30 protein-coding genes and 1 pseudogene are annotated in these 26,990 nt (G+C 50.6%); 12 read left to right on the plus strand and 19 right to left on the minus strand.

Going from position 1 to position 26,990, the window contains the following annotated elements; translation table 11 throughout:
• The first annotated feature begins 74 nt into the window (after window positions 1–74).
• The 5 genes from STSP2_RS02960 (at window position 75) to STSP2_RS02980 (ending at window position 3,310) form a co-directional block, all read left to right on the plus strand.
• Complete coding sequence (locus tag STSP2_RS02960) at window positions 75–422, plus strand: hypothetical protein (protein ID WP_146659722.1); 348 nt, start codon at window positions 75–77, stop codon at window positions 420–422.
• 151 nt (window positions 423–573) lie between these two features.
• Entirely contained in the window at window positions 574–963 is a 390-nt protein-coding gene (locus tag STSP2_RS02965) for a hypothetical protein (protein ID WP_146659724.1), read from the plus strand.
• A 116-nt stretch (window positions 964–1,079) separates the two neighbouring features.
• Complete coding sequence (locus tag STSP2_RS02970) at window positions 1,080–1,451, plus strand: G protein-coupled receptor family protein (RefSeq protein WP_146659726.1); 372 nt, start codon at window positions 1,080–1,082, stop codon at window positions 1,449–1,451.
• A gap of 53 nt (window positions 1,452–1,504) precedes the next feature.
• Window positions 1,505–2,272, plus strand: coding sequence for a pyroglutamyl-peptidase I family protein (locus STSP2_RS02975; RefSeq protein WP_146659728.1), 768 nt, complete (start codon window positions 1,505–1,507; stop codon window positions 2,270–2,272).
• Window positions 2,273–2,395: 123 nt separating this feature from the next.
• A complete protein-coding gene (locus STSP2_RS02980; protein ID WP_146659730.1) occupies window positions 2,396–3,310 on the plus strand; it encodes a hypothetical protein in 915 nt (304 codons plus the stop codon).
• A 158-nt stretch (window positions 3,311–3,468) separates the two neighbouring features.
• On the opposite strand, the gene STSP2_RS02985 is transcribed toward STSP2_RS02980, so the two are convergent.
• Window positions 3,469–4,104, minus strand: coding sequence for a PEP-CTERM sorting domain-containing protein (locus tag STSP2_RS02985; RefSeq protein ID WP_146659731.1), 636 nt, complete (start codon window positions 4,102–4,104; stop codon window positions 3,469–3,471).
• A gap of 311 nt (window positions 4,105–4,415) precedes the next feature.
• On the opposite strand from STSP2_RS02985, the gene STSP2_RS02990 reads away from it, so the two are divergent.
• The 5 genes from STSP2_RS02990 (at window position 4,416) to STSP2_RS03010 (ending at window position 8,802) form a co-directional block, all read left to right on the plus strand.
• The gene (locus tag STSP2_RS02990; RefSeq protein ID WP_205847975.1) at window positions 4,416–5,762 is read left to right on the plus strand and encodes an excinuclease ABC subunit UvrC; all 1,347 of its coding nucleotides are present in this window, start codon (window positions 4,416–4,418) and stop codon (window positions 5,760–5,762) included.
• Between the two features lie 808 nt (window positions 5,763–6,570).
• Window positions 6,571–7,107 (plus strand): ankyrin repeat domain-containing protein, encoded by a 537-nt coding sequence (locus STSP2_RS02995; RefSeq protein ID WP_169852934.1) that lies wholly within the window; start codon window positions 6,571–6,573, stop codon window positions 7,105–7,107.
• Between the two features lie 106 nt (window positions 7,108–7,213).
• The gene (locus tag STSP2_RS03000) at window positions 7,214–7,708 is read left to right on the plus strand and encodes a helix-turn-helix domain-containing protein (protein ID WP_146659735.1); all 495 of its coding nucleotides are present in this window, start codon (window positions 7,214–7,216) and stop codon (window positions 7,706–7,708) included.
• 11 nt (window positions 7,709–7,719) lie between these two features.
• On the plus strand, window positions 7,720–8,253 hold the full coding sequence (locus STSP2_RS17965) for a transposase (protein ID WP_169852935.1): 534 nt from the start codon (window positions 7,720–7,722) through the stop codon (window positions 8,251–8,253).
• A gap of 33 nt (window positions 8,254–8,286) precedes the next feature.
• On the plus strand, window positions 8,287–8,802 hold the full coding sequence (locus STSP2_RS03010; RefSeq protein ID WP_205847976.1) for an ankyrin repeat domain-containing protein: 516 nt from the start codon (window positions 8,287–8,289) through the stop codon (window positions 8,800–8,802).
• A gap of 146 nt (window positions 8,803–8,948) precedes the next feature.
• Here the strand turns inward: STSP2_RS03010 and STSP2_RS03015 are convergent, their stop codons facing one another.
• Together STSP2_RS03015 and STSP2_RS03020 are read right to left on the minus strand one after the other, a co-directional pair.
• Window positions 8,949–9,323 (minus strand): hypothetical protein, encoded by a 375-nt coding sequence (locus STSP2_RS03015; protein ID WP_146659739.1) that lies wholly within the window; start codon window positions 9,321–9,323, stop codon window positions 8,949–8,951.
• The gene (locus STSP2_RS03020) at window positions 9,323–10,534 is read right to left on the minus strand and encodes an ISL3 family transposase (protein WP_146659741.1); all 1,212 of its coding nucleotides are present in this window, start codon (window positions 10,532–10,534) and stop codon (window positions 9,323–9,325) included. Before STSP2_RS03020 ends, STSP2_RS03015 begins: the two co-directional genes overlap by 1 nt.
• A 257-nt stretch (window positions 10,535–10,791) precedes the next feature.
• Between STSP2_RS03020 and STSP2_RS03025 the strand changes: the two genes are divergently transcribed.
• A complete protein-coding gene (locus STSP2_RS03025) occupies window positions 10,792–11,496 on the plus strand; it encodes an SGNH/GDSL hydrolase family protein (protein ID WP_146659743.1) in 705 nt (234 codons plus the stop codon).
• Window positions 11,497–11,525: 29 nt separating this feature from the next.
• Here STSP2_RS03025 and STSP2_RS03030 read toward each other — a convergent pair whose 3' ends face one another.
• The gene (locus STSP2_RS03030; RefSeq protein WP_146659745.1) at window positions 11,526–12,257 is read right to left on the minus strand and encodes a glycerophosphodiester phosphodiesterase; all 732 of its coding nucleotides are present in this window, start codon (window positions 12,255–12,257) and stop codon (window positions 11,526–11,528) included.
• A 339-nt stretch (window positions 12,258–12,596) separates the two neighbouring features.
• Complete coding sequence (gene ndk, locus STSP2_RS03035; protein WP_146659747.1) at window positions 12,597–13,058, minus strand: nucleoside-diphosphate kinase; 462 nt, start codon at window positions 13,056–13,058, stop codon at window positions 12,597–12,599.
• A 218-nt stretch (window positions 13,059–13,276) separates the two neighbouring features.
• On the opposite strand from ndk, the gene STSP2_RS03040 reads away from it, so the two are divergent.
• The gene (locus STSP2_RS03040; RefSeq protein ID WP_146659749.1) at window positions 13,277–14,905 is read left to right on the plus strand and encodes a HEAT repeat domain-containing protein; all 1,629 of its coding nucleotides are present in this window, start codon (window positions 13,277–13,279) and stop codon (window positions 14,903–14,905) included.
• A 159-nt stretch (window positions 14,906–15,064) separates the two neighbouring features.
• Here the strand turns inward: STSP2_RS03040 and STSP2_RS03045 are convergent, their stop codons facing one another.
• From STSP2_RS03045 to STSP2_RS03100, 14 genes and pseudogenes are all read right to left on the minus strand, one after another.
• Entirely contained in the window at window positions 15,065–15,865 is an 801-nt protein-coding gene (locus STSP2_RS03045; protein WP_169852937.1) for a DUF6933 domain-containing protein, read from the minus strand.
• A 379-nt stretch (window positions 15,866–16,244) separates the two neighbouring features.
• Window positions 16,245–18,407 carry a sodium/solute symporter gene (locus STSP2_RS03050; protein WP_146659753.1) on the minus strand — a complete coding sequence of 721 codons (2,163 nt, stop codon included), beginning with the start codon at window positions 18,405–18,407 and terminating at the stop codon, window positions 16,245–16,247.
• Window positions 18,407–18,724, minus strand: a complete 318-nt coding sequence (locus tag STSP2_RS03055; RefSeq protein ID WP_146659755.1) for a DUF485 domain-containing protein — start codon at window positions 18,722–18,724, stop codon at window positions 18,407–18,409. Before STSP2_RS03055 ends, STSP2_RS03050 begins: the two co-directional genes overlap by 1 nt.
• Window positions 18,725–19,150: 426 nt before the next feature.
• Window positions 19,151–19,354, minus strand: coding sequence for a cold-shock protein (locus STSP2_RS03060; protein WP_146659757.1), 204 nt, complete (start codon window positions 19,352–19,354; stop codon window positions 19,151–19,153).
• Between the two features lie 399 nt (window positions 19,355–19,753).
• Complete coding sequence (locus tag STSP2_RS03065; RefSeq protein WP_146659759.1) at window positions 19,754–20,653, minus strand: DMT family transporter; 900 nt, start codon at window positions 20,651–20,653, stop codon at window positions 19,754–19,756.
• Between the two features lie 438 nt (window positions 20,654–21,091).
• On the minus strand, window positions 21,092–21,295 hold the full coding sequence (locus STSP2_RS03070; RefSeq protein WP_146659761.1) for a cold-shock protein: 204 nt from the start codon (window positions 21,293–21,295) through the stop codon (window positions 21,092–21,094).
• Window positions 21,296–21,466: 171 nt separating this feature from the next.
• On the minus strand, window positions 21,467–22,555 hold the full coding sequence (locus STSP2_RS03075) for an NAD(P)H-dependent flavin oxidoreductase (RefSeq protein ID WP_335633134.1): 1,089 nt from the start codon (window positions 22,553–22,555) through the stop codon (window positions 21,467–21,469).
• 745 nt (window positions 22,556–23,300) lie between these two features.
• The gene (locus STSP2_RS17455; RefSeq protein ID WP_205847978.1) at window positions 23,301–23,876 is read right to left on the minus strand and encodes an alkyl sulfatase dimerization domain-containing protein; all 576 of its coding nucleotides are present in this window, start codon (window positions 23,874–23,876) and stop codon (window positions 23,301–23,303) included.
• Between the two features lie 18 nt (window positions 23,877–23,894).
• A pseudogene (locus STSP2_RS17970) lies at window positions 23,895–24,167 on the minus strand (hypothetical protein); the annotation flags it as partial.
• Window positions 24,061–24,663: an MBL fold metallo-hydrolase gene (locus STSP2_RS17460; RefSeq protein WP_205847979.1), complete on the minus strand. Its 603-nt coding sequence runs from the start codon at window positions 24,661–24,663 to the stop codon at window positions 24,061–24,063. The pseudogene STSP2_RS17970 and the gene STSP2_RS17460, both read right to left, overlap by 107 nt.
• 371 nt (window positions 24,664–25,034) lie before the next feature.
• Window positions 25,035–25,607 (minus strand): IS630 family transposase, encoded by a 573-nt coding sequence (locus tag STSP2_RS03085; protein WP_146659672.1) that lies wholly within the window; start codon window positions 25,605–25,607, stop codon window positions 25,035–25,037.
• A complete protein-coding gene (locus STSP2_RS03090; RefSeq protein WP_146659670.1) occupies window positions 25,514–26,083 on the minus strand; it encodes a winged helix-turn-helix domain-containing protein in 570 nt (189 codons plus the stop codon). Before STSP2_RS03090 ends, STSP2_RS03085 begins: the two co-directional genes overlap by 94 nt.
• Before the next feature lie 40 nt (window positions 26,084–26,123).
• Complete coding sequence (locus STSP2_RS17975) at window positions 26,124–26,459, minus strand: DUF3795 domain-containing protein (RefSeq protein WP_146659765.1); 336 nt, start codon at window positions 26,457–26,459, stop codon at window positions 26,124–26,126.
• Window positions 26,460–26,538: 79 nt separating this feature from the next.
• Window positions 26,539–26,970, minus strand: coding sequence for a MarR family winged helix-turn-helix transcriptional regulator (locus STSP2_RS03100; RefSeq protein ID WP_146659767.1), 432 nt, complete (start codon window positions 26,968–26,970; stop codon window positions 26,539–26,541).
• Window positions 26,971–26,990: the final 20 nt, after the last annotated feature.

Below are 26,990 nucleotides of genomic sequence, written 5' to 3' on the forward strand. Positions count from 1 at the left end.
TACATACTTCCCCGCATTCCGATACTATAAAGGAGCGGGTAAAGAATCTTTATAACCCGAAAGGGGGCATCACAATGGCCGAAAATAAAAAGAAAAACAAAATTCTCGACGAAAACATCCTCTTCGACTCCCCGCCGTCTCCCGCCGTACTCGAGGTCCTCTACTTCAACTACCTCCGCAAACTCAGAACCCAGGCCTGGAAAACACCCGACACACCCGAGAACTTCCCCCGCGTCTCCAAGGCCCAAACCATCGAAACACTATCCCTCGCAGCCGAAACAACCCTCACCCAAGGCGTAAAACCCGCCTCCGACATCATCGTCGACCTCGGCGTAAAACTCGGCGACTGGTTCGTAGAAGCCGTCTCACATATCTTCATAGAAAACCAGCTCGAACCACAAAAACAACAATCCACCGCCTGACCACACTCCCTAACGCACCGGACATTAAGCCAAAATCACCCTTGCCCCCACAACCTGCGAGTACCATATAGTACTTGCCTCCGATTTCTTCAGCCGATATAATGGGTAAAAATAGAAATTCGCATTCTCAATCCCACTTGAAAGGCTGATTGTGAACCACCTTCTAAGTTTTATCGATTTCGACGCCTTGGTAATCATCGGCCCCGCTGCCGGCATAACGGTCTATGAATTTCTCAGGCTACGCCATCGCAAAAAGCACGGCATCACTGCAGAACAGGAACTTGCCAAGATTAAGAAGTTCCCTACATGGCAGATTTTCTGGACTATTGTAACAGCACTTTTGACCCTGTCACTAATGATGTATTGGCTCGTCAAAACAACCGATTTCCCTGCTTATCTTGCCTTTATCATCGTCGCATCAGTTACACTGATCGATCTCGCATTATTTGCTTTCCTGAAAAAGTGGTGCGAAAACCAGATCAAAAAGAACCAGCAGCAAGACCAAAACAATGAAACCGAACAAAACCCCCCAGCCGCATAAAAAAGCAAGCATGATTTCCAAAGGACTCCGAAACTCAATGCGAATCTTCGAAATAGCCCTATTTTCACTATTGTATCCCAACCCTTGACAAACGCTGAGATAAAAAGGATAAACTCATGGACCTCGAACAAGTCTTTACCATCGCCCCAATGCTCGGCATGGCAGTCTACATATTCTTAATGCGACGTAACCGCAAAAAGCATGGCCTAAACAAAAAGAACAGCCTACTAATCACAAAAAAGCCGCCATACAAACTTATGCTCTTTGCGATATTAAGTGGACTCGCAATGGCCGCTGTCTCAATGTATGTGCTCGTCAAGGATGGAACGCTGGATGCAGATGTGGCTATTCTGAGTCTTTCACTTACCGCCATCTTCGGTCTTGGCGTCTTTATGTTTTTCAGGGTAATGGCCCAACGCGAGCTTAAAAAAGCCGAGCAGCTCGAGGATAATGATGAAACCGAACAAAACCCCCAGCCGCCTAAATAACACGAGCAGCGCCTAAGATTGCCATCCGCACCCCAAACCGCTACAATACCCACATGAAACCAACCACCATCATCATAGCGCTCACCGCCCTCGCCCTCACCTCCGCGGGCTGCACAACCGCCGACCGTCCAACCGTCCTGCTCACCGGCTTCTGGCCCCCGTCCAACGAAATGCTCCGCCCGTTCTCACCCGACCCCGAACTCAACGGCGGCACCTGGGCCGGCCAAAACTGGCGAAACCTCGGCTGCGACGTCTACGCCTACTTCCCAACCTTCCCCAACGGCACCGACGCAAACCCCGCCGGCACAGGCACCTTCCGCGTCGACTACCAGGCCGTCTCAGCCGACCTCGACCGCCTCACCCGCAAACACCGCCCCCGTGCCATCATCGCCTTCGGACGAGGCGACGGCCCATGGGAGATCGAATACAACGCCATCAACCGCACCGAATGGGTCGACGACTACTCCGCCCCGACCCAGCCGACCAGCGACACCGCGATCACAACCTCCGCACCCGCCCGCGTCCTGAACCTCACGCTCCCCGCCCAGCAGATCGCCGACGCAGTAAACGCCGCCGACCTCCCCCTCACCGCATGGGTAGACTGGACCGGCCACCCCGGCTCATTCCTCTGCAACTACACCGCATACAAAGTCGCCCAGTACCAACGCGCCAACTCCTCCCCCGACTCACCAAACCCCTGCACCGCCGCAGGCTTCATCCACATCGCCCCCAACGTCCCAACAAAAACAGCCCAAACCGCCGCAAAAATAACCCTCCAACAAGTAATAACCTCCCTGAAAGCCAACAAACCCAAAAAGTAGCAGCCTAATTCAGTAATGTGCTGCAAGCGTGATACCGTTTGTCCTTGTCATCAGCCTGCAAGTCACTACAATGAATCTAGATGTGCCGAATAAGCAAGATGGATTATGATTCCGGGTGTTGCCGTGAAGCGAAAAGTCATATTAATACTGGCATGGATATTCATAATCTCCGGCATTGCCTACAAAGCCAATAGCTGCTGGCAGTACAATCAGATGCAGCATAACGGCCATTTGGAAATCCAAACCCGCATCCGCTTTTCACGTTTTGTCACATATGCCCAAACCTGGTGGCCCCTGAACAGACCGCCGCGAGGAATACCGGATATCTGTTTGCATATCCTGCAAGCACAGTCTCCCTCAGACCAGGATGATTACGATTTACACTACGAGTTCGGCAGTTCCATCGAAAGGGGAGTCCTGCTAGATGACTGGGGCCGACCAGCCTGCCTCGAAATTCTCTCACCCGAAAACTATCAACTCATCAGCTCAGGCCCAAACGGCAAGTACGAAAAAGGCGAAGGCGACGACATTTTATACGAATTCAACCCGCACCCTTGGGGCGATTACGGACACCTTCGAGACGCTTACTATTTAAGAAGTATCGATCAGATAAACGTATATAACATCAACCAAACCGACCTGAAGAATAAATCTCTGGCAAAGGCAACCATCGTCGCCCTCAAAAAGAATCCACCCGTCGAAATAGACATCCAGCTTTTCCGCGATTGCATGAGCCGAGCTTACTGGAACACTGATTTTTACGACTGGAAAGACGGATACGCATCTGTTGTTCACTTCCCCGATGGCAAAGAGAAGATATTCTTCCTCAGCCGAACGGGCAACTACATCAGAATCCCCCATGCTGGCGACTACGTCATAGCCCCCGAAAAACTCAAAAAGTGGCAGACATACCTCAAAGAAAAAGTCTGGCCCAAACTCGATTCTTTGCCCAAAATAGACCCCAACCCAAAACCGCCCTCATCCTCGCATGGAAATAACTCCATTTCTTACAGATTTCCGAACTCCCCAGCCGCATAATTTCACGGTCCGCCGAGAATGGACCAACCGAAAAGTTCGTCGGAGGCGCGGCTGTTAAATTCTGCGGCGGCCACGGAAGCAGCAATTCGTAAATCAAAAAACCCCAGCCGAGCGTTCCTGCCGCAGCCGGGGTTTATAGCACAATAGCAATATACTGACTAAACCGCCTTCTTCCTCCGAACAGTCGCCAGCCCGCCAATGCCAAGCAGCAGCATCGTCGCAGGTTCCGGAACTACCATAATGCTCGCACCGTTGCCGGACTCATATGCGGCCACATTCACCTGATCACCGTAAGAATCAGGATCGATCACGAAACCAACCCAGCCGTAACTATTCTCTACCGCTTCCTTGATCTGATCTGTTACATCCAGCGTGTACCATCCTACGGTGGTCGCCGCATTGAATTCCGCGATCTTCGTTCCGCTCCTGCTGTCGTAGTCTATAACGCCGTCAGCTTCGCCTGCATATTTGACACCGATCGTGCCGCTGCCGGCAGTTGGCATGTAAACATTGAGCGTGGCCGCTGTGATCTCGGCAGCCGTACCATTATAGTCGCTCATATTAAACTCCAGAACCGGAACGTACGCCCAGTAATCAGGGTATGACTGGTCTTTTTGCCCGTTCAGGACAGTGTCAGTAATGTTCCCCTCGCTGTAACTGGTATACGGACTCCACCCAGCCGTGCGGTAATACCTCGACATGCCGTCACTGTTGCCTGTGGTTGTCAACGAAACTCCAGCCTGTGCCGAAACTGCAAACATCACAACAAACAATAGTAAAATCGATCTTTTCATGTGTCCCTCCTAAAAGTATATTCAGGGTAACGATAAAAACGCTCCGGTGAGCGATCGTAACAGTAACATATCCCCGTGCAGCTTGTCCGGATTATAGGTGTAGTATACCCATCTGACTCTTTAAAGTCAAGCTTTTTTGCCCGCCCCCAACCCTTTGCCCGATAATAATGCGTGTTTTCAAAATATAAACAGCTTTTGCATGATGATTTTTTTGGACGAACCTCTCCTGTATGCTCGCAGCAACCGCACCCTTCCCTCCCGCGTCCGTATAGGCTATACTTACATCCAAACACCTAACGAAAGCCGAAACAATGCACGAAAAAACACCAGACGAAAACCGACTCGACCGCATCCGGGCTAAGATCAAGGACTTCCCCGCCGCCCCCGGTCTATACTTCATGAAGGACGCCCGAGACACCGTCCTCTACATCGGCAAAGCCAAAAACCTCCGTTCCCGCGTCGCCTCATACTTCCAGCGGTCCTCCGACCTCGCCTCCTCCCGCGGCCAGTGGATCGTCGATATGGTCTCCCGCACCCGCACCGTCGACTACCTCGAATGCGAATCCGAAATAGACGCCGTACTCCGCGAGGCCCGCCTCATCAAGGACATCCACCCGCCGTACAACTCCCAGCTCACCGACGACAAATCCTTCCCCTACCTCGAGATCACCACCCAGGACGACTTCCCCGGCGTATACATCACCCGCAACCCCAAAAGCGACAAGTCCCGCCTGTTCGGCCCGTTCACCACAGGCCGTGACCTCCGCGCCGTCCTCGTTCTCCTCCAGAAAATATACAAGTTCCGCACCTGCCATCTAGAGATCGACGCCGCAGACGCCAAACGCCGCTTCTTCCGACCCTGCCTGCTCTACTCCATCAAACAGTGCACCGCACCCTGCGCCGCCCGCATCGACAAAGACGAATACCGCAAACTCATCGGCGACCTCACCCGCTTCCTAAACTCCAAACGCTCAACCGTCCTCGCCGACCTCCGCCGCAAAATGAACAAAGCATCAAAGGACCTCGACTTCGAACGCGCCGCCATGTACCGCGACCGCGTCCGCCTCATCGAACGCCTCGACGAACGCGGCTCAGTCGAGGACCACGTCCAGCCCGAGGTCTTCGCCAAGGACCCAACCGACGCACTCGACCGTCTCCGCAAGATCCTCAAGGCCGACGAACCCATCCGCATCATCGAAGGTTTCGACATTGCCCACATCTCCGGCACCGACACCGTCGCCTCGCTCGTAAAGTTCATCGACGGCCGACCCTTCAAGTCCGGCTACAGACGCTTCAAGATCAAAACCGTAAAAGGCATCGACGACTACGCATCCATGAAAGAGGTCATCACCCGCCGCTACCGCCAGGCCGCAAAAGGCGAAGAACTCCTCCCCGACCTCATCCTCATCGACGGCGGCCGGGGCCAGCTAAACGCAGCACTCGCTGCCCTCCACGAAATAGACGCACCCGTCCCCCTCATCATAGGCCTCGCCAAAAAACACGAAGAAATATTCACCCCCGACCGCGAGGACCCAATCCGCCTCGCAGCACACAACCCCGCCCGCAAACTCCTACAGTACGTCCGAGACGAGGCCCACCGCTTCGCCCAGCACTACCACCACATCCTAAGAAAAAAATCCCTCCTCGACGAAAAATAAATCAACCTTTTCACGCACTAGCACTGTGCCTGTCATCCGTCGCAGGCGGACCCAGCATAAAAACAACAGTCGCGAAAAAAGATCGTCACCCCGGCCTCCGAGCCGGGGCCCAGAGAACATGGCGGGTGCGCATGCACGAACCCAACGCCCATAAACGCCCGAATTCATTACAATATCCATGGACCTAACTACTCCATATTTCTTTACTCCATGCCTTTCACACTCACCATCAATAACAACAGTTCGCCCCCCAAATCGCATGCACCCAACCTTTGTGTTGAATCATGTCAACCTGCCCGAAACCACCCGCAAAAAAAGGTTGTTCCCCCTCCATCAATCCGTTATACTTCGGCTAGCTCCTTGCAGAATCCATAATGTCCGCCCCGGCTGCATAGACGCCCGGGTAATAAAATCAAACGTTCGTTAACAACAAGAGCATACAGTATTTCCTGAGAAAAAATTAATGCCACAAAAAACAAAAGCTGCCTGCAGTATTGTTATTACCATTGCTGGCTGGGGCATATTTTTTGCCAGTCTGATCTATAGGAATACAGCGCCAATACAAAACGAATTTTCTAGTTTGGCTAACTATGCTGTTTCCTTCTATGGCATAATAATCGCATCTGTTGTTCAGTTGATTAGTTTTATTTGCTCTATTTGTTTCCTGCAAAAACCCGCATGTAGAAAAACAAGTGCGATCACAATAATAAGTACTCTAGTATTTGCAATTTATATTTCTGTTGCTTTCTACCATCATTGGATTTAATCTGCTTGTATGAGTAAACGAATACTACGAAATTTGTGTGAAATGCTCATAGTAGCTGCTTGTTCCTTGGTGTTGCCTATAACGTCCTGCAGCAAAGCACCCGAAGACGAGATGCTTGAAGCCTGTAAAGACGGCGATTGGGCAGCGATGCAAAATGTTTTTGATCGTAACCCCGACATACTACAGGGGGACAAAGGTGTTGACATACTGATAGAGGCATGCAAAGCAGAAAAAGCTGACATAGCAGCAAAGCTCATACAAGCAGGTGTAGATGTTGATGGAATGAGCTCAGGAGGCGTTACGCCCCTGGTGTTCAGTCTTCGAACTGATAAGCCACGAATGGTCAAATTACTCCTGCGTTACGATGCTGATCCCAACAAATCTGCGGGCACTTTTGAACTTCATCCAATATTCTACGCCATAAGGTCCGGCAACATACAAAACTTAAGCTTGCTGATAGAAGCCGGTACAAATGTCAACGTAAAGACCTCTTTAGGCTGGACGCCTCTACATGTAGCAGTTAACACGAACACAACGAATGCTCAACCCCGTTATTCTAGTGCCGTTTCCGAAATATAATTTTAACTTTTCCATGATTTAAGACTTGCGCCATGCATAATCTGGTATTATATAGAATGACACGAAGAAATAATTTCACGCTTACAAGCAGAGAAAGGGATTTCTTATGTGTCTGTACGCCAGAGACCTCAGTACCAGTGAAGGCCAGCAAATTCAGCGGATACTCCGCAGCAGCAAAAGCCGAATCAAGATTCGTCGCGGCCAAGTCATTCTTGCCTCTAACCAGGGCTATAAAGTTCCTGCTATCGCCGAGCTGGTTCACTATTCGCCGCACCATGTCAGGGTCATCATCAAAGACTTTAACCAACGCGGCCTTAAGGCGTTGGAGCCCAAGCCCCGGCCGGGAAGACCGCCGGAGTTTACCGAGGACGACAAGGCCATTATTGCCGAGACTGCAAAATGTCCGCCCGACCTTCTGGACTGCCCTTTTAAGCGGTGGTCGCTGGAAAAACTGCGTGAATATCTTGTCCAGGAAAAGATCGTTCCTACGATCAGCATTGAAACACTCAGGACCATCCTGCGTGAAAAGAAGGTCAAGCTCCGGCGGACAAAGACGTGGAAAGAGTGCAACGACCCCAATCTCAAGTCTAAAAAAAACTAATTCGCAGATATGTGAACCAGCCGGCCTCAAACGGGCCGACCATATCATTCGACGAGTTCGGACCGCTGGAGGTTCGTCCTCAGCCGGGCCAAAATTACTGTCATACCGACCATCCCAAGAGGCTGCCTGCGACCTATACCCGCAAACACGGCGTTCAGCACTGGCTGGCGTTTTACGATGTCCATCAGAAAAAGCTCTGGGGATATGTTCGGCCACGCAAGCGGCATCAGGAGTTCTTGGAAGTTTTGAAACTGACCAGGAAAAAGTATCCGGCGAACCAGCGGATACACCTGATACTGGACAATTTTTCGCCGCACCGCAAGGAAAAGGTTCTGCGGTACTGTCGCGAGAACAATATTCATCTGATCTGGACGCCGACCAACGCATCATGGCTAAATCCTATCGAATGTCAGTTTACCCATGTTAAGGAATTCGTCATACGCGGAACTAATTATCAAAACCACAATGAGCTTAAAATCGCTCTGAATAGATACGTAGCATATCGCAATAAAAAAAATCAGCAAAAGTTAAACTTAGATAATTGAAACGGCACTAGCTTGGATTGGGTTCGAATACTTGTGGATGCCGGTGCAAATGTTGATGCTATTAATACAAAGTTCGATGAGCTTGCTTCAAAATATGATAGCACAATTGTGAGAGGTTCTTCAGAGTCCAAGCCTCCTGTTTATGGCCGAACACCTCTTCAGCTAGCAGTGAGCGGTGGGAGGCTTAAAGTGGCAGAATATCTTCTCATGCAAGGGGCAGATGTTAACAAGCCCACTTTTCAAGCAGCCGACCGAGCTGACAAAGAAGAAATTCCACCAGGCCTTTTCCCAGATCTTCGTGGTGGCCCCATTAGCCCCCTACATTTGGCTATTTCGTCACGAATGCTTTCTGAAAATGAAACCAAAATGCTGAAAATGGCCAAGTTACTTATTAAGTATGGGGCGAAAGTGAATGCTGTATGCAAACTCCCGGCCCAACTATACGCACCAGCTTCAAATTCAAAGCAACAGGCAAAAGAATTCACCCCGTATGAACTGGCTCTTCACCTCGGTTTTTCTCGGGTAGCAAATTATCTTAATTCGTTATGATGCCACAAATATATCGCTTCTCGCTAATCATCCCAGTCTGGCCAAAAGACAACAGCCCCTACGGCTCCGACTGCATTGACAACCTCAACTGCGACCCGGCCGATATCGAAGTGATCCGCCGCGCCCTCAGCCACCACCATAATAACTCAATCCCGATACAACCCATAATCACTAACAATCCCCGCCCCATCAAACTCCACAAACAGCCACTCCGAATCGATGCGAATAAACCCTCTCTCCGGCCCAAGATGATACATTATTCCGCCCGACCAGTCACCGCCCGGCAGGTCGTCTTTCGCCTGCCCCGGACCAAGCAGCTCAACCACCTCATCCCGGCGAAGCCCATCCAGCCGCCCGCTCGCCATAAGATCATCCACCATGCACAACCGGCTCGGCCACATATGATCCTCATTGCTCGGCCAACGCCACTCAGCCGCAACAAAATCCCGCCGATGCCAATGATCCTCCACCACGGGCCAACCCATCATCCACCCGATCATGACCACAAAATAAAGGTTCATCACGGAATACCGGGGAATGCTGCTCTTATTCTCAGGAAGAAATATTCATCGTCTCGATAGCCGTATGCCTGTCGCTTGATGGTTTTGATCTTGTTATTGATCCCCTCCAGCAGTGACGTATGCAGCGGCCATCTGCTGTGTGCGATGATTCCGGCGGCGTATTTGCTCAGCCTTTTGGCAAACTTCATCAGCGGCTCAATCCCGCTTTGCATGGCTCGATCGAGCCACTGACCCCAGCACGATTCGGCGGCCTTGCGATCGCTCAGATTCCACAGCAGCTTGAGATCATCCTTCATCACGTAGGTCGTCATCAGCGACTCGTTGGCGGCCAACAGCTCATCGAGGCGAACCAGGTCCTCAGGCTTTTCGATGTTCTCACGATTGCGAAGCAGCAGCCAGCGCGAGCCCTTGATCACCCTGCGGGCGGGCTTGTCGTCTCGTAGTCGATTGGCCTGATCGACCCTGACCCGATCGATCACTTCACGGCCGTACTTGGCCACGACATGGAACAGATCATAAACTATTTCTGCCTGCGGACAATGCAGCTGAACCTCCTGCTCGAAGCTGGCGTTCATGTCCATTGCTACTGCTTTGATGTCTTTGCAGCGGTCGCCGAGCATTTCGAAGAATGGCCTGATAGAGGCTCTCGAACGCCCTCGGCCCACCCAGAGCACTTTCTTGCAGGTCGGATCGATGATAACCGTTGCATATCTGTGGCCCTTTTGAATGGCGAATTCATCCATCGCCAGCAGCTCCACATTCGACAGGTCGACAGGGCCCAGCTTCTTCTTGAGATGCCGCTTGTGGATGTCCTTGACGGTCGACCAGGACAGCGAAAAATACTCGGCCACATGCTTTATGCTCATCACATCACACAGCCTGGCGACCGATTCGACCAGCCGGGTAGTGTGGCGGCTGTAACGGTCCAGCCAGGAGATTCGTTCAAGCTTCGGCCCGCATCTGGGGCACAGCAGACGCCTTCGGTGAACGAGCAGGTGGGTAGTCTTGTCGAAGACCGGCAGATCGCGGATCCAACGCTGGACGGTCTCGTGAACGCTGCTGCATTCCTGGCCGCAGCCGTCGCAAATTCCATGGCCATATTCAGGTATCAATTCGACCCAGAATTCAGGGCCTTTCTTAGCAGGCCCAACAGTTCCAACACGATATCCTTCCCATTGGCCGAGTTTTTTGATAAGATGTTGTCCAGTCAACGGCAGTCTCCTTTGAGCTAATAGTCGGGTAACTAAAAGCTACAAAGTACTGCCGTTGATGTCTATTTCCCCGGTATTCCGTGATGAACCAAAATAAAGCACGAACCCCCCAACCCCAACCAGCAAAACCCGCCTGATCAATTCAGTAACATTTCGCTTCATCGTTCGCATGTCGCCTCTCATTTCCCTTGACTCCACTCCACCCGTACGGTATCACAAAACCATGCCAAAACATTAACTTGCGAAAAGGATTCCCAATGCGAACAATTATAACCATCCCCGCCATAATCGCAATCTCTTTCCTCGCCGGCTGCGCAGCCACGACACCAACCGCCGACATCCCCGAACCGAACCGCGAACGCATCGAATGGTGCGACATCTGGATTACCAACGCAAACCAGAACGACCTCCCCCGCGTCCTCATGATCGGTGACTCCATCACCCGCGGCTACTTCCCCCACGTCGAGGCCCAGCTCAAAGAAACCGCCAACTGCGCCCGCTACACAACCTCCCGCGACCTCGCCGACCCCGTCTTCTACGACGAACTGACCCTCGTCCTCAAGCAGTACCCCTATGCCGTCATCCACTTCAACAACGGACTCCACGGCCGACCCTCCACCGAAGCTGAATACGCCGCCGCCTTCCCCCGCATGCTCGAAACACTCGAAAAATACGCACCCCAGGCCCGCCTCATCTGGGCGACCAGTACCCCCGTCCAGCCGACCGGCGCCTTCGCCGACTTCGTCGACCGCGTCCCCGCTCGCAACAAAATAGCCGCCGAACACATCGCAGCCTCAGACAAACCCATCGCAATAAACGACCTAAATGCCCTCATCACCGGCCACCCCGAATACTTCCTCCCCGACGGCGTACACTACACCAACGAAGCCCGAAAACTCCAGGCCGAACAGGTTGCCCGCGCCATAACCGCACAGCTTCCCAAACACAAATCCGCCGACTAACCGCCTGCTCTCCAAAAACCGCACAGCCCTCAACCAGGCATCCGCATCACATCCGCCGGATAATCGGTCGTCACCCCGTCGACACCGATCCTCAGCATCCGTTCCGCCGCCGCAAGCTCATTTACACCCCAAACATATATCTCCAGCCCCGCCCGCTTCGCCTTCTCCACATACTCCGCCGTCAACGCCTCATGATATACGTCTAGCCCGTCAAACCCCCGCTCCGCCGCTCCCCCTATCAGCGCATCATCATAAACCGCATACTCCCCGTCATCATCCTCTCTCGAACCCAGAACCCAATACATCTTAACCCCGGGCATAGCCCCCGCAGCCAGCTCCAGCACATCGGCCGCAAGGCATATCACCGCAATCTGCCCCTCCTTGCCGCTGCCCTCGATGACCCGCCTTAGCCCCTGCACGATCTCCCCGCCGCACTTGACCTCAACGAAAAGCCTCTTCCCCGCCGGCAGCGTCTCGATAACCTCCCCCAGCCGCGGTATCCGCTCCCCCGCAAAATCCCCCGCCTCACCTCCGCCCACATCCACAGCACGCAGCTCATCGTAAGTCGAATCCTTCACCACCAGCCGCCTGTCACCCGTCCGCCCCGTATCCGCATCATGTATCACGACCACCTCCCCGTCCCGCGTCATATGCACATCCACCTCGACACCGTCCGCACCCGCATCCCACGCACTCCTCACCGACGCCATACTATTCTCCGGCAAAAAACCCGAATTACCCCGATGTGCCAACACCTCCATATCCGCCCAAAACCTCCCATCATAACGATGCAATTTTCACACCCTTATATACCAAACTCGCCTTGGGACCAACAGAACAAAACGCCAGTCGCATCCACCAGCGCGCCCACCAAAACAAACACAAACGGCGACCAGGTATTGCCATTCGCCTCAGGCAGGCCCAGCACAAATCATCATCGCGAAAAAAGATTGTCACCCCGGCCTCCGAGCCGGGGCCCAGAGAACATGGCGGGTGCGCATGCACGAACCCAACGCCCATAAACGCCCGAATCCATTACAACGTCCATGGACCTAACTACTCTATATTTATCATACCATCCGCATCAAAGTCCTGCCTCCCTAATCCTTCTCCCCCCTCAGCCAGTGCTCGTTCGCCGGCTCCCAGCTCACCAGCTCACCCTCATCAAACCACAGCCCGATCTCGAACTCCGCACTCTCCACTGAGTCCGACCCGTGCACCAGATTGTTCCCCTTGCTGCAGCTATAGTCCCCGCGTATCGTCCCCGGCTCCGCATCATACCCGAACGTCGCCCCCATCATCTTCCGCGACATCGCAATGATCCCCTCCGCCTCCCAAACCATCGCAAGCACCGGCCCCGAACAGATATACCGCACCAGCCGATCATAAAAATACTTCCCCTCATGCACCTGGTAATGCTTCCGCGCAAGCTCCTCGCTCACCCGCATAAACTTCGATCCCGCCAGCTTGAAACCCTTACGCTCAAACCGCGAAATTATCTCTCCAGCCAACCCACGCTGAACACCGTCCGGCTTAACAACGATCAATGTACGCTCTGACATATCAATAAATCCCCAAGAATCTAAACACACTATCCATAACGATCAAAAAAACCGAAAGCCTTTCAAAACCGGCTCCCAAACCCCGCATTATAACCATTTCCCCAACACTTACCACCCCAAACCACCCAAAACAACCATTCCAGACAAACAACTTGCCCACCACCCCAAAACCTGCTAAACTGATCATTGCAAATCGCTCACAATCCAAGGAATATATAATGTACTCAAAACTGATCCGTCTATTCGTTTTGTTTTTCATCATTTTTGCAACCCCGAACACACTACACGCTCAGCAGGCTCAGACTGAACGATCAACAGACACCGCCAATTCTGAGCAGATACTCAAGAGCTCGCTGGCCGTCAGAATAAAAATGCTCTCCCTCTCATCCGAAAATGGACCTCGACTGAAAAAAACCTTTGACGGCCAGACATCTTTCAGCCTTCCAGAAGATATAAGCTATGATAGCGAATGGCTCTACCTTGGCCCATACAAGATGCTTATCCCTTCAGCTAAATGCCTCACCACCCGCTTTCAGACATGGTCAGGCAGTTCAATGTCCCACATGACAAAAATGGAATTTGCCGGTAAATATGAACTGATGATCACCCTGCATACTGCACAATGCGACTCCGACGCTTTTAAGGAGGCGGTCATCAAAGAGATCGAACAGTCTGAATTGCCCCAATCCCGTAAGAAGCAGTTGCTCGAATTCGCCCGCTCACAAGCCATACCTCAAACCGACTACGAACTCTATACAATGTTGCAGTCGCGGGATTTCTCATCCATAGATGCCGAAAATGATAGCCTCGAAAACCTGCTTCTCAACTATTCTTTGGCCGTCTTCAAGACTTCTTACATGGGCGCAAGGCCAAACAGCAAACTTTATAAGATCGAAACCCCCCATCTAAAAGGTGCTTACGGTTTCCTTACAGGTCTTAAAGCATTATCAGGCGGCCAACTTTGGGATGACCAGCACAGACTGAAAATAAATCTACGCGCATTAGAAGATGCAAACGACTCCGTCAGGACTGCCGTAAAGAAAGACTGGCCGATCATCCGAAATCTGCTCGCATCCATCCAGACGCATGATTCCGATCACCCAGCCGCCGACATGGTCCAGCAGGCCAAAAAATACCTGAAATCTGAGCCTTGGCTCGCGGCAATACTCCTTCACTCCGCCCAGCACTATGGTTTCAACAAAGACGATAACTCCTTCTCTGATGACTTCCCCCGCAAACTCTGGCGGTCTACAGTCATTGAGACAACGACCCAGCTTATAAACTCACTAAAAGACGACGCCGCAAAATTTCACGCTGCTGCTGCTCTCGCAAGCCTTAATGGCCGAATCCGAGATATTGCCGCCGAATCAATTGACAATATCCAACCCCTCGCCACTGTTGCCGCCCATCCTGATCCAGATGTCAGCGCCATGGCTCTTGAAGCAATCGCAAATCTCAAGATAGCAGCTCCTGCTCTTTCTGTCGAGCTCTTGAACAACCTTGAAAACCATCAAAACGTCAAGGTCCGGGCCGCTTCAGCAAAGGCCCGCGCAGGCCTCTCTGTGGACAACCAACTCCGGACAAAGATCACAGATGCACTCTGTGCATCAGTAAAAGATGAAAATCCGCAAGTCCGCGAGATAGCTATAATGTCATTATTGGAATTTGGCACAGTAAACGAAAAGGTCAGACAAACGCTTGAGGCAGCTAAAAGAGATGATCCCAACAAAGACGTCCGCATCGCTGCAAGCAACGCACTGCTGAACATCGATATCAAAAATGATTCTGATCCCGACAAAAAGAAGATCTTCGAAAAAATGCTCAAAGCAATAAGATCCACAGAGTAAGCAGCTTAAAGACAAACATGAAAACATTCAGTGCAACAGTCGTACCATTCTTACTTGCCGTTCTGTCAATCCTCCAAACAGGCTGCCGCCACAAGGTCTACACCACAATCCACCGCCACTTACCACCCCAAACCCAAAACTCGCCTCGGCCCAGTACGATCAGGATTCCGACATAAGCAGCCCAAGCCTGTAACTGAGCATTTGACTCAGTGTGGCATACACGTCGTTGGGAATGTCGGAAGAACTTTCATGGGAATCGTGTGCCGCCTTGAGCAGGGCTTCCGTTTCTGAGCGATCGAACAGAACCTCCGCATCCAGACACGCAGCTTTTGCTTTCGTATACAGTCTTTCGGAAATTCTTCCCTGAAAAACTGACATTGTTGCCGAATGTTTACGCCACGAGCAACTTCCCAGTGCTAATGTGATTCTCAGCGGCAGTTCCGGACAGAACCTGCGTATGCAGCTGTAAAACTCTTCCAGCGGCCAGACATATCCATCGTTCAAATTTCGCGGTGTCTGATTTGCGAAGCTTTCCAGTTGCCCAAGATCAACTCTTTTGCCCGTGATAATACCATCACCATATTCTGCCGTATGCCGGATGTCTCCGCCTGTTCTCGTAAGAGTTCCAAGGGTCTTTCGTGATTTTGTTTTCGTTAGAATCGCCTCCCCGCCATAAGTCTGCATGACCCGTTGAGCATGTTCACGAGGGATCTCAAGCCTTAGCATCCTGTACATGAGATTGGCGAGCACCTTGCTGACAAAATCATCCGTTTCCATATCCTTCTCGATTGGCACCAGCATGGTATAAAGACTGTCAGCATGCATAACCGGCATGAAAAGATTACCGTCATTGAAAAAGTCCGCTGTGTTCACATACCATTCGTCAAAGCTGCCCTGAACCTCGTCAACTTCAACCGGTTGCGGCTTCTCACCAAGCTTCTTAAATGCTTTATTTGTCAAACGTAATATCATCATGGCCGAAACATTTTCATACGAATTCAAACAGATAAAAATTACAGGAAGCATCATCCAAAACCGCACCTCCATTCACCCCATTATAACCAATCCACCGCCACTTACCACCATAACCTGCAAACAAAAAACAGCCGCCGCCAAACTCGTTAGCGACGACTGTTAAAGCTTCTCAAAAAATGATCCTTAAGGGTAGCTCTAATAATTGCTTTTGAGCGGCAAGTAGGAGATTTTTGCGTTCCGGCAAGGAAGACAAATCAGCTTTAGTTGCCGCTAAAGCGGTTTTTGTCTGACGCCGCTCGGAATCAAAAAGATTCGCTTGTCCGCCAAAATGAATTGTTAGAGGTGCCCTTATGCTTTCATCAAGCTAGCCGGCCTTGCTCAACTCGGCCAGATCTTCTTCGCTCTTACTCTCCTGAGTCATCAGCGAAACCACGATCAGCGTCACAAAGCTAAGCGGCATGGACAATATCGCAGGCTGGCCCAGAGGGATCCACGCGTCCGAACTCGAAAAACCATAAAGCTTGAACATGTCAGGCCCAGCCAGAATGATACCCAGCGAAGCCGCAATGCCCACCAGGATCGAACAAATAATGCCCGCCGCCGTCGTGCGCTTCCAGAACAGAACCATAATGATCGCCGGGAAATTCGCCGAAGCAGCGACCGCAAACGCCCACCCAACCAAAAAGCCAACGTTCACACCCTTAAACAGTATGCCGAGTATCACAGCGACAACCCCGACCGAAACAGCCGTGATCTTTGCCGTCACCACCTTGGCCTTACCGCTCATCGAACGGTGCATGAACTTATCCATCAGATCGTTCGCAACCGCCCCCGACGCTGCGATGATCAGACCCGAAACCGTACCAAGTACCGTCGCGAACGCCAACGCCGTGATGATCGCGAAAAGCACCTTGCCAAAACTCAACGCCAGCAATGGTGCCGACATATTATCGCTCTGGGGATTCAAAACACCGTTTGCGATAGCCCCCAGCCCCAGATAAAGCGTCATGATATAGAACAGACCGATCGCCGAGATCGCCACGATAGTCGACCGACGCGCCGCCGTCGAATCCTTAACCGTATAGTAGCGGATAAGAACGTGCGGCAACGCCGCCGTACCGAAAAACAACGCCAGCATCAGCGAGATAAAGTCCAGCTTACCCCAGATACTGCTCGTGGCTATTTTGAAGTGTCCACCCGGACGCATAAGCTCATTGCCCGCCACCATCTCAGGGTAGTAAAGCTCAACTTCGCTGCCCTTGTAGCTGATGTCTGTTCCGCGAGGCAGTTCGATCTCGGTTTCAGGATCCGAGAAAATTGACAGCAGCCGCAAAGGCCCCACCGGCCCCGTTTTACCGTCATGCCCGGTCCTTGAACCGAATTCCGCTATTCTACCCATCGGCGCCAGCGCACTGCCGTTCACTGCCGGCAGCCCGTTAACATAAATATCGCCCGCCGAAGTCTTCGTAACATCCTGCGTCTCGACCAGAACCGTTCCTCCCCCAGGCCTCTCTTCCATCCGCCACCATCCCTCGATTTTCGCATAAGGCCCGCCGTCCTTTTTTACAACCCGCACCGACTGCACAGTTACCTCACGCCCCTCGCCCCCGATATCCGTCCCTGCGACATCGCTCATAAACGCTGCTATAGCGCCTTCCGGGTCGCGCACCACAGGCAGCCTCTGGCCGCGTCGGATCAGATGATAAGTCTCCCCGTCCTCATCAACTTCCAGCGGCGACAGTTCGCTCAGCACTACCCATTTCTGCATCGATTCTCCGTCCAGAGAATCCACCTCAACCGTGTCGACATACGAATAACCCGTCCCGTTGAGGCTCTCCTGCAAACCCGCTTCATCGTCTATTGTAAGCTTCTTGAACTGGTAATGCGCCACCTTTTCACCGCTTGTGTTGATCGTGTCCGGCTCACTGTGCAGCCCGCGCACGCAAACCGCCGTTACCAGCAAACCCGAAAACAGTATAAGCATACCCGCCTTGATAAACTGCACATATGTCGTCGATGACATGCCCGCCGACGCGACGATCACGATCACCACCACGCCTACCACGATCACGCCCCAGTGATGCGGAATCCCCAGCAGGGGCTCAATAAGCACACCCGCACCGACCATCTGAGGAACCAGATAACACATACATATAACCAGCGTGCTGATACCCGCTGCAAGATGGATCGTCTTAGACTTGAAACGTGAACCCAGCGCATCAGCAAATGTATACTTGCCAAGTCGACGCAACGGCTCAGCTACCACGAAAAGGGCAACCACCCAACCCGAAAGAAAGCCGATCGAATAAAGATAACCGTCAAATCCCTTGAACGCGATCATCCCGCATATGCCCAAAAACGATGCCGCCGACAGATACCCGCCCGTAAGCGCGATACCGTTTACGAACCAGTGGATCTCACCGCCCGCAACGAAAAAACCGTCAGCGGACTGAGCCTTTTTACCAAGAAACCACGACAGCCAGAAAAGGAATCCGACAAATACTGTAAAGATTGCAATTGCCAACATCAGTTAACCCTCTCCTTAGCTGTGGACGCTTTCTCATTAATGTCCCGCTGACCAGCCGCCTTGCTTTCACTGTAAGAGCAGGCCCGACTGTAGATCGCAGCCAGCGACAGCGCGAAAATTATTAGCCCGATGCCAAAAAACGCTGCCAGGTTCAGCCCGAAAGGCATAACCGTGTCCATCAATGTGATGTCGTAGATAGATATTGCGACGAAACTTGAGTAAACCACCGCATAGATTGCGCAAAACACTATCCCAAGTGTCTGCTTGAAGCGGTGGACGTGGTCAGTTCCATCTGAGCGAACGGGTCGATCAGCCATAAAAACACCTCTTTAGTCGATAAATGAACGGTTGTTTTTGGCTGACTACCCAGAATCTTGCAGACAACCATAGCGTACAATTCTTCAAAGGCCGCCCAAACCTCATTTAAGGCCCGTACAGCCTGCCGCGATCTCATAAAGCGAAATTCGTTGTAATATAGCAGTACGCCACCCCCATGTCAAAGTCCTTGCCCGCAAAAACCCGCTCAAAATAATCGCCGAACACAAAAAATGCCACTCAAACCCCAGCCGCACAACTGCACAGTCCGCCTGACATAAACCCAACACAAAGCTCGCCCCAGGCACGGCTGTTAAAATATGCGTCAGCCCAAGTGGGCATATCCCCCGTTATTACGTGACGAAACAAAAAAAGCCCCTCTTTCAAGGGGCTTAGTGAATCACTGCAAATTACTGACCCAAAAGAGTTCAGCAGGGCTTGACGTTTGTCGCGCATGGACCTTTTTTGCCCTGGCCTACTTCGAATTCAACGGCCTGGTCATCCTGCAGCGACGCATAACCCTGCGCCTGGATCTCTGAATGATGGACGAACAAATCGCTGCCGCCATCGTCAGGCGTAATAAATCCAAAGCCCTTGCTGTCATCAAACCATTTTACTTTACCTGTGCTCATCTTAAAACTCCCGGCCTGTGTAAGACCATTCAATTATCCTTTCAATGTATTATGGGCCGGGCCGTAAAGGACAAAACCAGCCTAACCCTGTTTTGCGCAGTTGAAAAAATCTCCCACCCTTATACCAGTATCAACGAAAAAATACTAGGAAATTCATCAGTTTTTAGCAAAATACCCAACTCTGCCCAAAAATAAAATAGGGACAGTTACCACTAAAACACCAAGGCCGCTCATTCATTCCAAACCTCAACGGCAACCCCACGATCACCTGCCCCGACTGCCGGCGTTACCCGGTTCAACTCCCAGCCGGACTGCAAGGCCGTGCCTTTGAAAAGCTCGTCAAGCTCAATAATTTCCCACGATGCTTTTCGATCCTGAAGAAAAAGTCGGCCAACCCCCTCACCCCCTGACAGCCGGACCCCTCGCACACGAAAGCCCCACCCCCGCAAACACGATCACCATACCCACCAGATCCATCCCCCGCGGCACATCACCAAAAGCCCCCCACGCCATCAGCATCGTCACAGGCGGCCCCAGGTAAAACAAACTCGCCACACGCGTAGCGTCCAGCCTGTCGATCAGCACCCACATAAGACCGTACGCACCGAGCGAAACACCCACAACCAGCCACAGCATCGTAAGCACGAACGGAACCGCCCACTCCGTCACCAGCCGCTCAGCAAATATCGCCGGAATCGCCATAACCACCGCAGTCGCCGCACACTGATAAAACAGCGCAAGGTCGACCGGCAGCACCTTCGCATCGTGCCTGACATCCAGTCTCCGCTGGATCAGGCTCGCAGCCGTGATCGCCGCAACCGACCCCAACGGCACAAGATACCCGAACACCGACCCGGCATCCCCAAGATCGATCCGGAACCCCACCGTCACCGCAACTCCCGCAAATCCGATAAACAAACCGATCCAGCGTTTCAGCCCCGTCGGTTCCCCCGCGGTCACACCCGAAAAGGCCCCCGTAGCCAAAGGCTGCAGCGCCACCACCAGCGCCACGATCCCCGCCGGAACCCCGCGATCCAGCGCAAGTAATACACACCCCAGCCACACCCCGTGAGCCAGAAAACCAACCGTCATATTGACACCCGCACTCCGCCAGCCAACCCACCTCAGCCGACCTCTTACGAGAAGAGAAACAAACAGGATACCCGTCAATGCAGCATACCGCCAGAACAGCAAACTGAACGGCCCCGCATAAGGCAAGCCGTACTCCGCCCCAATGAAACCGGAGTTCCACAGCAAAACAAATCCAACCGCCGGCAAAAATATATCCCTGAACCTCATATGATCTCGTTGCCTACTCCATGCAGAAAAACTCTTTCAAACCCTGGCTGCTGACACAATAATGCCTTACCACAACCAGCACCACCTCCCGCCAACCCGATAAGCATGTTCGTGCGCTGAACGGCCCGCCGAACTTACGTTCTATCACACAGTAAAACTAAAAACTAGGGACAAAAAAGCTAATGAACTAAAATCACAGTCACCCCTTTCAGTCCTTACTGCCAGGCTGAATAAAAGCTGCTTCAGCATTGCTTTTGACTTACCGGCGACTAAATAACGACAGCCCCCCATTCCCCGACAACACGACCACCAAAACAAGGCACGGCAGTCAAAACACCTCCCCCGCCCAACTGCATACTCCCCCATTATTCCAATCCACAAAAAAAGCCCCTCTTTCAAGGGGCTTGGTAAATCTGCAAATTACTGACTCGAAAGAGTTCAGCAGGGCTTGACTGCTGTCGCGCAAGGACCCTTTTTGCCTTCGCCGACTTCGAATTCAACAGTCTGGTCATCCTTCAGCGAGGCATAGCCATCTGCCTGTATTTCTGAATGATGTACGAACAGATCGTTGCCGCCATCGTCGGGTGTTATAAAGCCATATCCCTTGCTGTCACTGAACCATTTTACTTTACCTGTGCTCATGTTAGACTCCTCGGCCTATAAAAGACCAATAAACTATCCTTTAAGCTTTATTATGGGCTGGACTGCAAAGGATAAAACCAGTCTTGCCCTGATTAGTACTGCTTCGATTGTAATCGTTTATCTTTTCTACCATATATGTGGAAGATCACTAGCTGAATTATCATTCTCTAGCTAAATAGTCACATCATGCGATACATGTCTATATTCTTGCTCGATCTTGTTAATTAGCTGCTTTACTGAAATTATTTCATTGCATCTCCACGCGTTACTTCCCGCAAAAGCAAAGGCCTCGTCCATTTTACCTTCGGCCGCTTTAGCAAGTACGTTCGCAATGCAATAAGGTGCGGTCGCTGGGTTGCATGTTTTCAAACATTGGAATTTACACTTGAACGGCAGTCGCTGACCCTCGTTCAGTTTTTCAACAAACGCATTTTTGATCACCTTGCCCGGCAAACCAACTGGACTTTTGACCAATGCCAGATCGCTGCTTTTGGCATTTAAATAGGCTTTTTTGAAATTCTCGTGCACATCGCATTCTTCAGTACAAACAAATCGCGTGCCCATCTGGACGCCTGACGCACCGAGCTTCATAAAATAGGCTATATCTTCGCCACTGAATATGCCCCCGGCTGCGATAACGGGAATCTGCACGGAAAGGCTGCGGGTGAACTGCAAAACGTCTGCAAGCGTTTTTTCCAATGAGGGCATGTCAGATTCTATCTCTTCGATCCTGTAACCGAGGTGCCCGCCGGCTTTTGTCCCTTCGATTATCACGCCGTCCGGGATGCGGTTGAAGTTTCTCGCCCATTTCCGGCATATGATCTTAAGCGATCGCACAGAAGAAACAATGGGTACCAACTGAATGTCAGTTCCTTCGGTGTATGCAGGAAGTTGAAGCGGAAGACCCGCACCTGAGATTATGAGGTCTACTTGTTCCTCTACGCAGATTCGGATCAGCGACTCGTAATCCGTAACAGCAACCATCACGTTCACACCTAGAACCCCGTCCGTCAACTGACGAGCAGTTCGGATCTCTTGCCGTAACGCTTCGCGGTTCATCGTGGTAAAATCCGCATCGGGGTGGGTTTCATATTGGGCCAGCCCTACGCTGGCGATAGTGCCCGCACAACCTTCCTTCGCAACGGCCGCTGCAAGCATTGCCCGTGAAACCCTGACGCCCATGCCCCCTTGGATAATCGGAGGATCAATCGTAAGATGATTGAGCCTGAGTGGATAAAAGCTCGAAATATAGCACCAAATAGATACAAAATAAAAAAGAGACGATGGTCACAGTAGAAACATTCGCGTTTGCTGAGCCCCCGCGAGTTCAGCCATCATCTCATAGCAATACAGATTGTGTGCGAAGTGACTGCAAATTACAAGCAAAATCTTTTCAACCCCCGGTGTAAATAAAAAGGATCAGACATGCTCTGTAGAAAAGCTCTGATTTTTTCAAAATAAAGTCTTGCAATATCTTTTTTTGCTTGTATATATCATGGAACATGAGCAAAGTATCTAAATCTCCAGTGTAAATAAAAAAGGTCAGACACTTTTTATTGCTTGTAAATGATTTTGCGACAATGACTTACATCCTGGTGTCATGTTTGGGCCCGCTCTGCAGCACCATGGTTGAAGCCCACCTGCACACTCCAAACTGTCAAGCCCGAACAAAAGATCATCACAAAAACATCACCCAACCAAACCAACGCCCCCAAAACCTCCGACCATTCCCCGCACCCACCAGCCGCATAATTTCACATCCCGCCGAGAATGGACCCAACGGAAAGTACGTCGGAGGCGCGGCTGTTAAATTTTGCGGCGGCCCAACCCCCGCATGACCCAACCTCACCACCACTGCGCGCTCACCCCGCAGAGCCTTTATCCGCGCAGCCCGCGTACGCATGCTCACAATTTACTGTAACCTGCCCCAGAATCATATACCAGTTGTCACTAGAGAGTTGCTATTTTTATCTGTACTAGCCACTACTCCATCTGAAAGACGTTATCATTCTGCTTGCTTGCGCAGTTCCTGTGCCGCAGTTAGATAATAGTTTCGACCGGTTGCCGTCAGCAGATTCTCAGCAAGGGCTTCCAGTGCCTCAGCTTTAATCAGCTTCGGTTCTGATGCATCAGGATTTAAGGCAATAAGATGGTCCGCAAGTTGTGCCGCCCATTGGTTATCCTTAGATTTGACCGCCCGTTGAGCCTGTTGCAGCAGTTCAGCTTCACCGCCAGCCAACTTTGCCATCCTGATAGCCTCTTGCCTTGGGCTGAGTGAAAACAGATTTGTCGGATTACCATCGAACCAGCCCAGATGAGCGTTAAATATCTGGCGGACGGCCCACTCTACATTTCCATAGTATTCACGAAGATAATCCTTTTCAGCCAGACGATCAGGCAATCTGGCATAATCAACCAGCTCATCCGGTGTCATTCCCTTGTTCATTCCTTCGATTGTCTTATCGAAAACGAACCGAATGGCATCTCGATAGTTGGTCATTACTTCAATTATCTTTTCACCACCGATGATCGGGCGTGTGTGACCACCTACCAGGTATTCAGGCTTTTCCTTGATCATCATGTCAACACTGCTTGCCCATGATCGAATATCACGATACATCGTTCCTCGTATAGCATACAGATTTGGCCATGATTTATAGAAAGTATCACCTGCGAATAAGACACGCTTATTGGGCAGCCACACATAGAGAGCATCACTCGTTTCAGCATTGACAGCAACCAGTTCTATCTCTATTCCAGCGACCTCAATTTTCTTTCGGCCCCTCAGATAAATAATGAGTCGGTTTCCATGACTTCTCCGATGCGAAGACGGCTCCGCCACGTTTAGGCCAATAAGCCTTGGCAACACCATTATTGATTCGCTTTTCAGGTGGTAGCATAAAACCACCCTGTCGAGCACCTCGAACTTTTTGGATAGTTAAGCCTGCTTGCTCCAAGGGATGTGCTTCAGAACCAAAGTTTGAACGTGTCCATATCTGTGGCTTGCCCCCCCCGGCAAACACTCTCACTCCGCCGGTATGGTCCCCATGAGAATGGGTAAGTATTATGGCTTTGACTGGTTTATCACTTATCTTACGAAAATCTGCCAATACCTTCTCGGCTGATATCGTATCCAATCCAGTATCCACAATTATCAACCCGCTCTTTCCTATGATCATTGAAACTGTCGATACGGAATACCCTACAGCGGTATAGACGTCTTCATTAACTTTAATTACTTCCTGTTTGAATTCCGAATTACGCTTCTTCAAAAGTTTTGTAGCTTCAGAATCTATTGCTGAAGCGTTTGATATAAATACTGTTAATAGAGCTACTGCAAATGTGATTGTTCTGCTTGCTGTTTTCATTTTTACATCCCTTACATGTCAAGCTATGTTTTTTTGCTGTATTATCATTCATATTCTCGCAAACTATATACGTAGATTATGATCATTTTACTTTACGGAATTGTCTATAGGCCTGGGCTTCTTCTTTGAGAGAATATATGTCTTTGCCGCATTTTGGGCATTTTTCAGACTTATTAGAAAAGGATTCACCGCACTTGGAACACGTCCAGCGTGTCTTTTGGGCCTTTAACCACTTTTTGTAGTCCAGTCCGGTCAAGGTATAGCAATTCATCTCTGCGACCAGGGCAAAGTCTTTTCCGTTTTTATGAAAGTTTTTGGTTTTGTCACAGGGGAACTTTTTGCATTCACCGCAGGACTTATACGCATTGTGATTAATTCTCATGCTTAATCCATTCAGTATTGCATATTGAGCAGAACATTTCTGAGGTTATATTGTTCCATGCAACTGTTCCTGCGTTGAATATTTCCTCATAATTTTTGTAAATGCGGTTGCTCAAGTAGTGACTCTTCATATAGGCCCAAAGACGTTCTATCGGATTCAATTCCGGACTGTATGCAGGCAGGTGAAGCAGGCTGATATTCTTCGGCACAACCAACTGTTTAGCGATATGCCAACCAGCCTGATCAAGAACCAGAACCACATGTACATCTTTGCCTGCCTCCTCGCTTATAAATCTCAGGTGGTGATTCATATAATCAGTGTTAACAGTCGGAGTAATCACAGCCGACGATTTGCCATTGACAGGATTGACAGCTCCAAAAATATATACCCAATCATACTCGGTCTGCTTTACTGCTGTAGGCCTGGATCCTTTTGGAGCCCAAACATTGGTCAGTGTTCCTTGCTGGCCTATTCGCACTTCGTCCTGGAACCAGATCTCAATTTTCTTTTCGGGGTTTTCTGTTCGGACTTTTTGGACAAAAAGGGGGCTTGCTCCAACCACTGCTGCATTTTTTCCGGATCGTTCTTTCGGTGCTTAGGCCTTGGTTTTAGACATGAAAGCCCCAATCTATGCATTAGATCATAGACGCCGAAGAGCGAATATTTTACGCCAAATTCTCTTTCAAGAATCCGTCTTATGTCTCTGCCGCGTAGCACACATACACCACCGTCTGAATCGGTTGGTCCATCTTGAATTCGCTTGATCAACTCAGGCTCTTTTTTGCGTGGCAGTTTTGTAGGCCTGCCGCTTTGACGTTTTGGTGCGATAGCCTCAATGCCGCCATCACGGTAGAAATAACACCATCGCTGAACGAAGTTTTTGCTGCGATCAAGTTTTGTCATGATCGCTTTTGTTTGCCATCCCTCCAATGCCAGGGCTACCACCCGATATCGATCTCGCTGCTTTGCATTGGTTTCAATCCGAGCTTTTTCTTTTAACTTTTGCAGGTCACCGTACTTGATCTCACTGATGTGCATGCCATATTTCCTTTCATTTTTTAGGAATTATGACACATCATTAGCGATGGCGCAAGTCTAAAACCGTGGCGCGCGAAAAAATTTCACAATGCGTATTAATTCCTTTAGCCGCTGCACAAGCCTTGATAGGGCAATTCTGACAGTGTGGTGCTACTTTGCCGCTCTTACAGCCAAGACATTTGACCTTTGACGGGTCTGTTTGAGATTTGGACATCCTATAGAGTTTGCAGGATTCACAGTAAATACCGCAGTAACTGCCATGATCTGTCTTGCTTTCGGTCTTTGACTGCCCCTGAGCTAGTCCGGTACTGCACCCCAGAGCGACTACACAGCCTGCACAACTCAACATTTCTCTTCTATTCAGTTTGTTTGACATGAGATACTCCTTTAACTATTGATTCAAATGATTGTTATAAATACAATAAGTTCGCCCTCGAACTATATGCCTAAAAAAACTACTCGCGCATATTCTGTTCAATCTGATTCAGTTGTTTCACCAATTCTTCCCGATGCTTCTTTTTCATATCCCCATAGACCTTATCCACAAGGGTGTTTGAAATTTCATCGAAATCTTTTTGGATCTCCCGTCCTCTATGAGTCAATTCAATATTAACCACTCGATTGTCTGTCTCACAGGAAGATTTTTTTATATATCCGTATTTTTCGAGTGTGTTAATCATGACAGTCACAGTTGATTTGACTCGCCCTATGCTCTCAACAATCGCTTTTATGGGCACAGGTTTGTTTTGCTGGAATAGAAATGCTAATACTGGTCCATGAGCAGGGACAATCCCTTCGATGCAACGGGCTTTCAGTTCTCTTTCAATCAGGAGATTAGCCGCCTCTCTGATTCGAGCAAGTTGTCCTATGATTCCTCGTGTATTCATCTTGTCTTTCCCGTTAAAAA

Source organism: Anaerohalosphaera lusitana (assembly GCF_002007645.1).
Classification (GTDB): Bacteria; Planctomycetota; Phycisphaerae; order Sedimentisphaerales; family Anaerohalosphaeraceae; genus Anaerohalosphaera; species Anaerohalosphaera lusitana.

What these genes read in the sequence shown, in the direction of transcription:
- STSP2_RS02960 (WP_146659722.1), top strand. Translation starts at nt 75, where the DNA reads ATGGCCGAAAATAAAAAGAAAAACAAAATTCTCGACGAAAACATCCTC.
- STSP2_RS02970 (WP_146659726.1), top strand. Translation starts at nt 1,080, where the DNA reads ATGGACCTCGAACAAGTCTTTACCATCGCCCCAATGCTCGGCATGGCA.
- STSP2_RS02975 (WP_146659728.1), top strand. Translation starts at nt 1,505, where the DNA reads ATGAAACCAACCACCATCATCATAGCGCTCACCGCCCTCGCCCTCACC.
- STSP2_RS02985 (WP_146659731.1), bottom strand. Translation starts at nt 4,104, where the DNA reads ATGAAAAGATCGATTTTACTATTGTTTGTTGTGATGTTTGCAGTTTCG.
- STSP2_RS02990 (WP_205847975.1), top strand. Translation starts at nt 4,416, where the DNA reads ATGCACGAAAAAACACCAGACGAAAACCGACTCGACCGCATCCGGGCT.
- STSP2_RS02995 (WP_169852934.1), top strand. Translation starts at nt 6,571, where the DNA reads ATGCTCATAGTAGCTGCTTGTTCCTTGGTGTTGCCTATAACGTCCTGC.
- STSP2_RS03000 (WP_146659735.1), top strand. Translation starts at nt 7,214, where the DNA reads ATGTGTCTGTACGCCAGAGACCTCAGTACCAGTGAAGGCCAGCAAATT.
- STSP2_RS03015 (WP_146659739.1), bottom strand. Translation starts at nt 9,323, where the DNA reads ATGAACCTTTATTTTGTGGTCATGATCGGGTGGATGATGGGTTGGCCC.
- STSP2_RS03025 (WP_146659743.1), top strand. Translation starts at nt 10,792, where the DNA reads ATGCGAACAATTATAACCATCCCCGCCATAATCGCAATCTCTTTCCTC.
- STSP2_RS03030 (WP_146659745.1), bottom strand. Translation starts at nt 12,257, where the DNA reads ATGGAGGTGTTGGCACATCGGGGTAATTCGGGTTTTTTGCCGGAGAAT.
- ndk (WP_146659747.1), bottom strand. Translation starts at nt 13,058, where the DNA reads ATGTCAGAGCGTACATTGATCGTTGTTAAGCCGGACGGTGTTCAGCGT.
- STSP2_RS03040 (WP_146659749.1), top strand. Translation starts at nt 13,277, where the DNA reads ATGTACTCAAAACTGATCCGTCTATTCGTTTTGTTTTTCATCATTTTT.
- STSP2_RS03050 (WP_146659753.1), bottom strand. Translation starts at nt 18,407, where the DNA reads ATGTTGGCAATTGCAATCTTTACAGTATTTGTCGGATTCCTTTTCTGG.
- STSP2_RS03055 (WP_146659755.1), bottom strand. Translation starts at nt 18,724, where the DNA reads ATGGCTGATCGACCCGTTCGCTCAGATGGAACTGACCACGTCCACCGC.
- STSP2_RS03060 (WP_146659757.1), bottom strand. Translation starts at nt 19,354, where the DNA reads ATGAGCACAGGTAAAGTAAAATGGTTTGATGACAGCAAGGGCTTTGGA.
- STSP2_RS03065 (WP_146659759.1), bottom strand. Translation starts at nt 20,653, where the DNA reads ATGAGGTTCAGGGATATATTTTTGCCGGCGGTTGGATTTGTTTTGCTG.
- STSP2_RS03070 (WP_146659761.1), bottom strand. Translation starts at nt 21,295, where the DNA reads ATGAGCACAGGTAAAGTAAAATGGTTCAGTGACAGCAAGGGATATGGC.
- STSP2_RS17455 (WP_205847978.1), bottom strand. Translation starts at nt 23,876, where the DNA reads ATGATGATCAAGGAAAAGCCTGAATACCTGGTAGGTGGTCACACACGC.
- STSP2_RS17460 (WP_205847979.1), bottom strand. Translation starts at nt 24,663, where the DNA reads ATGAAAACAGCAAGCAGAACAATCACATTTGCAGTAGCTCTATTAACA.
- STSP2_RS03090 (WP_146659670.1), bottom strand. Translation starts at nt 26,083, where the DNA reads ATGCACATCAGTGAGATCAAGTACGGTGACCTGCAAAAGTTAAAAGAA.
- STSP2_RS17975 (WP_146659765.1), bottom strand. Translation starts at nt 26,459, where the DNA reads ATGTCAAACAAACTGAATAGAAGAGAAATGTTGAGTTGTGCAGGCTGT.
- STSP2_RS03100 (WP_146659767.1), bottom strand. Translation starts at nt 26,970, where the DNA reads ATGAATACACGAGGAATCATAGGACAACTTGCTCGAATCAGAGAGGCG.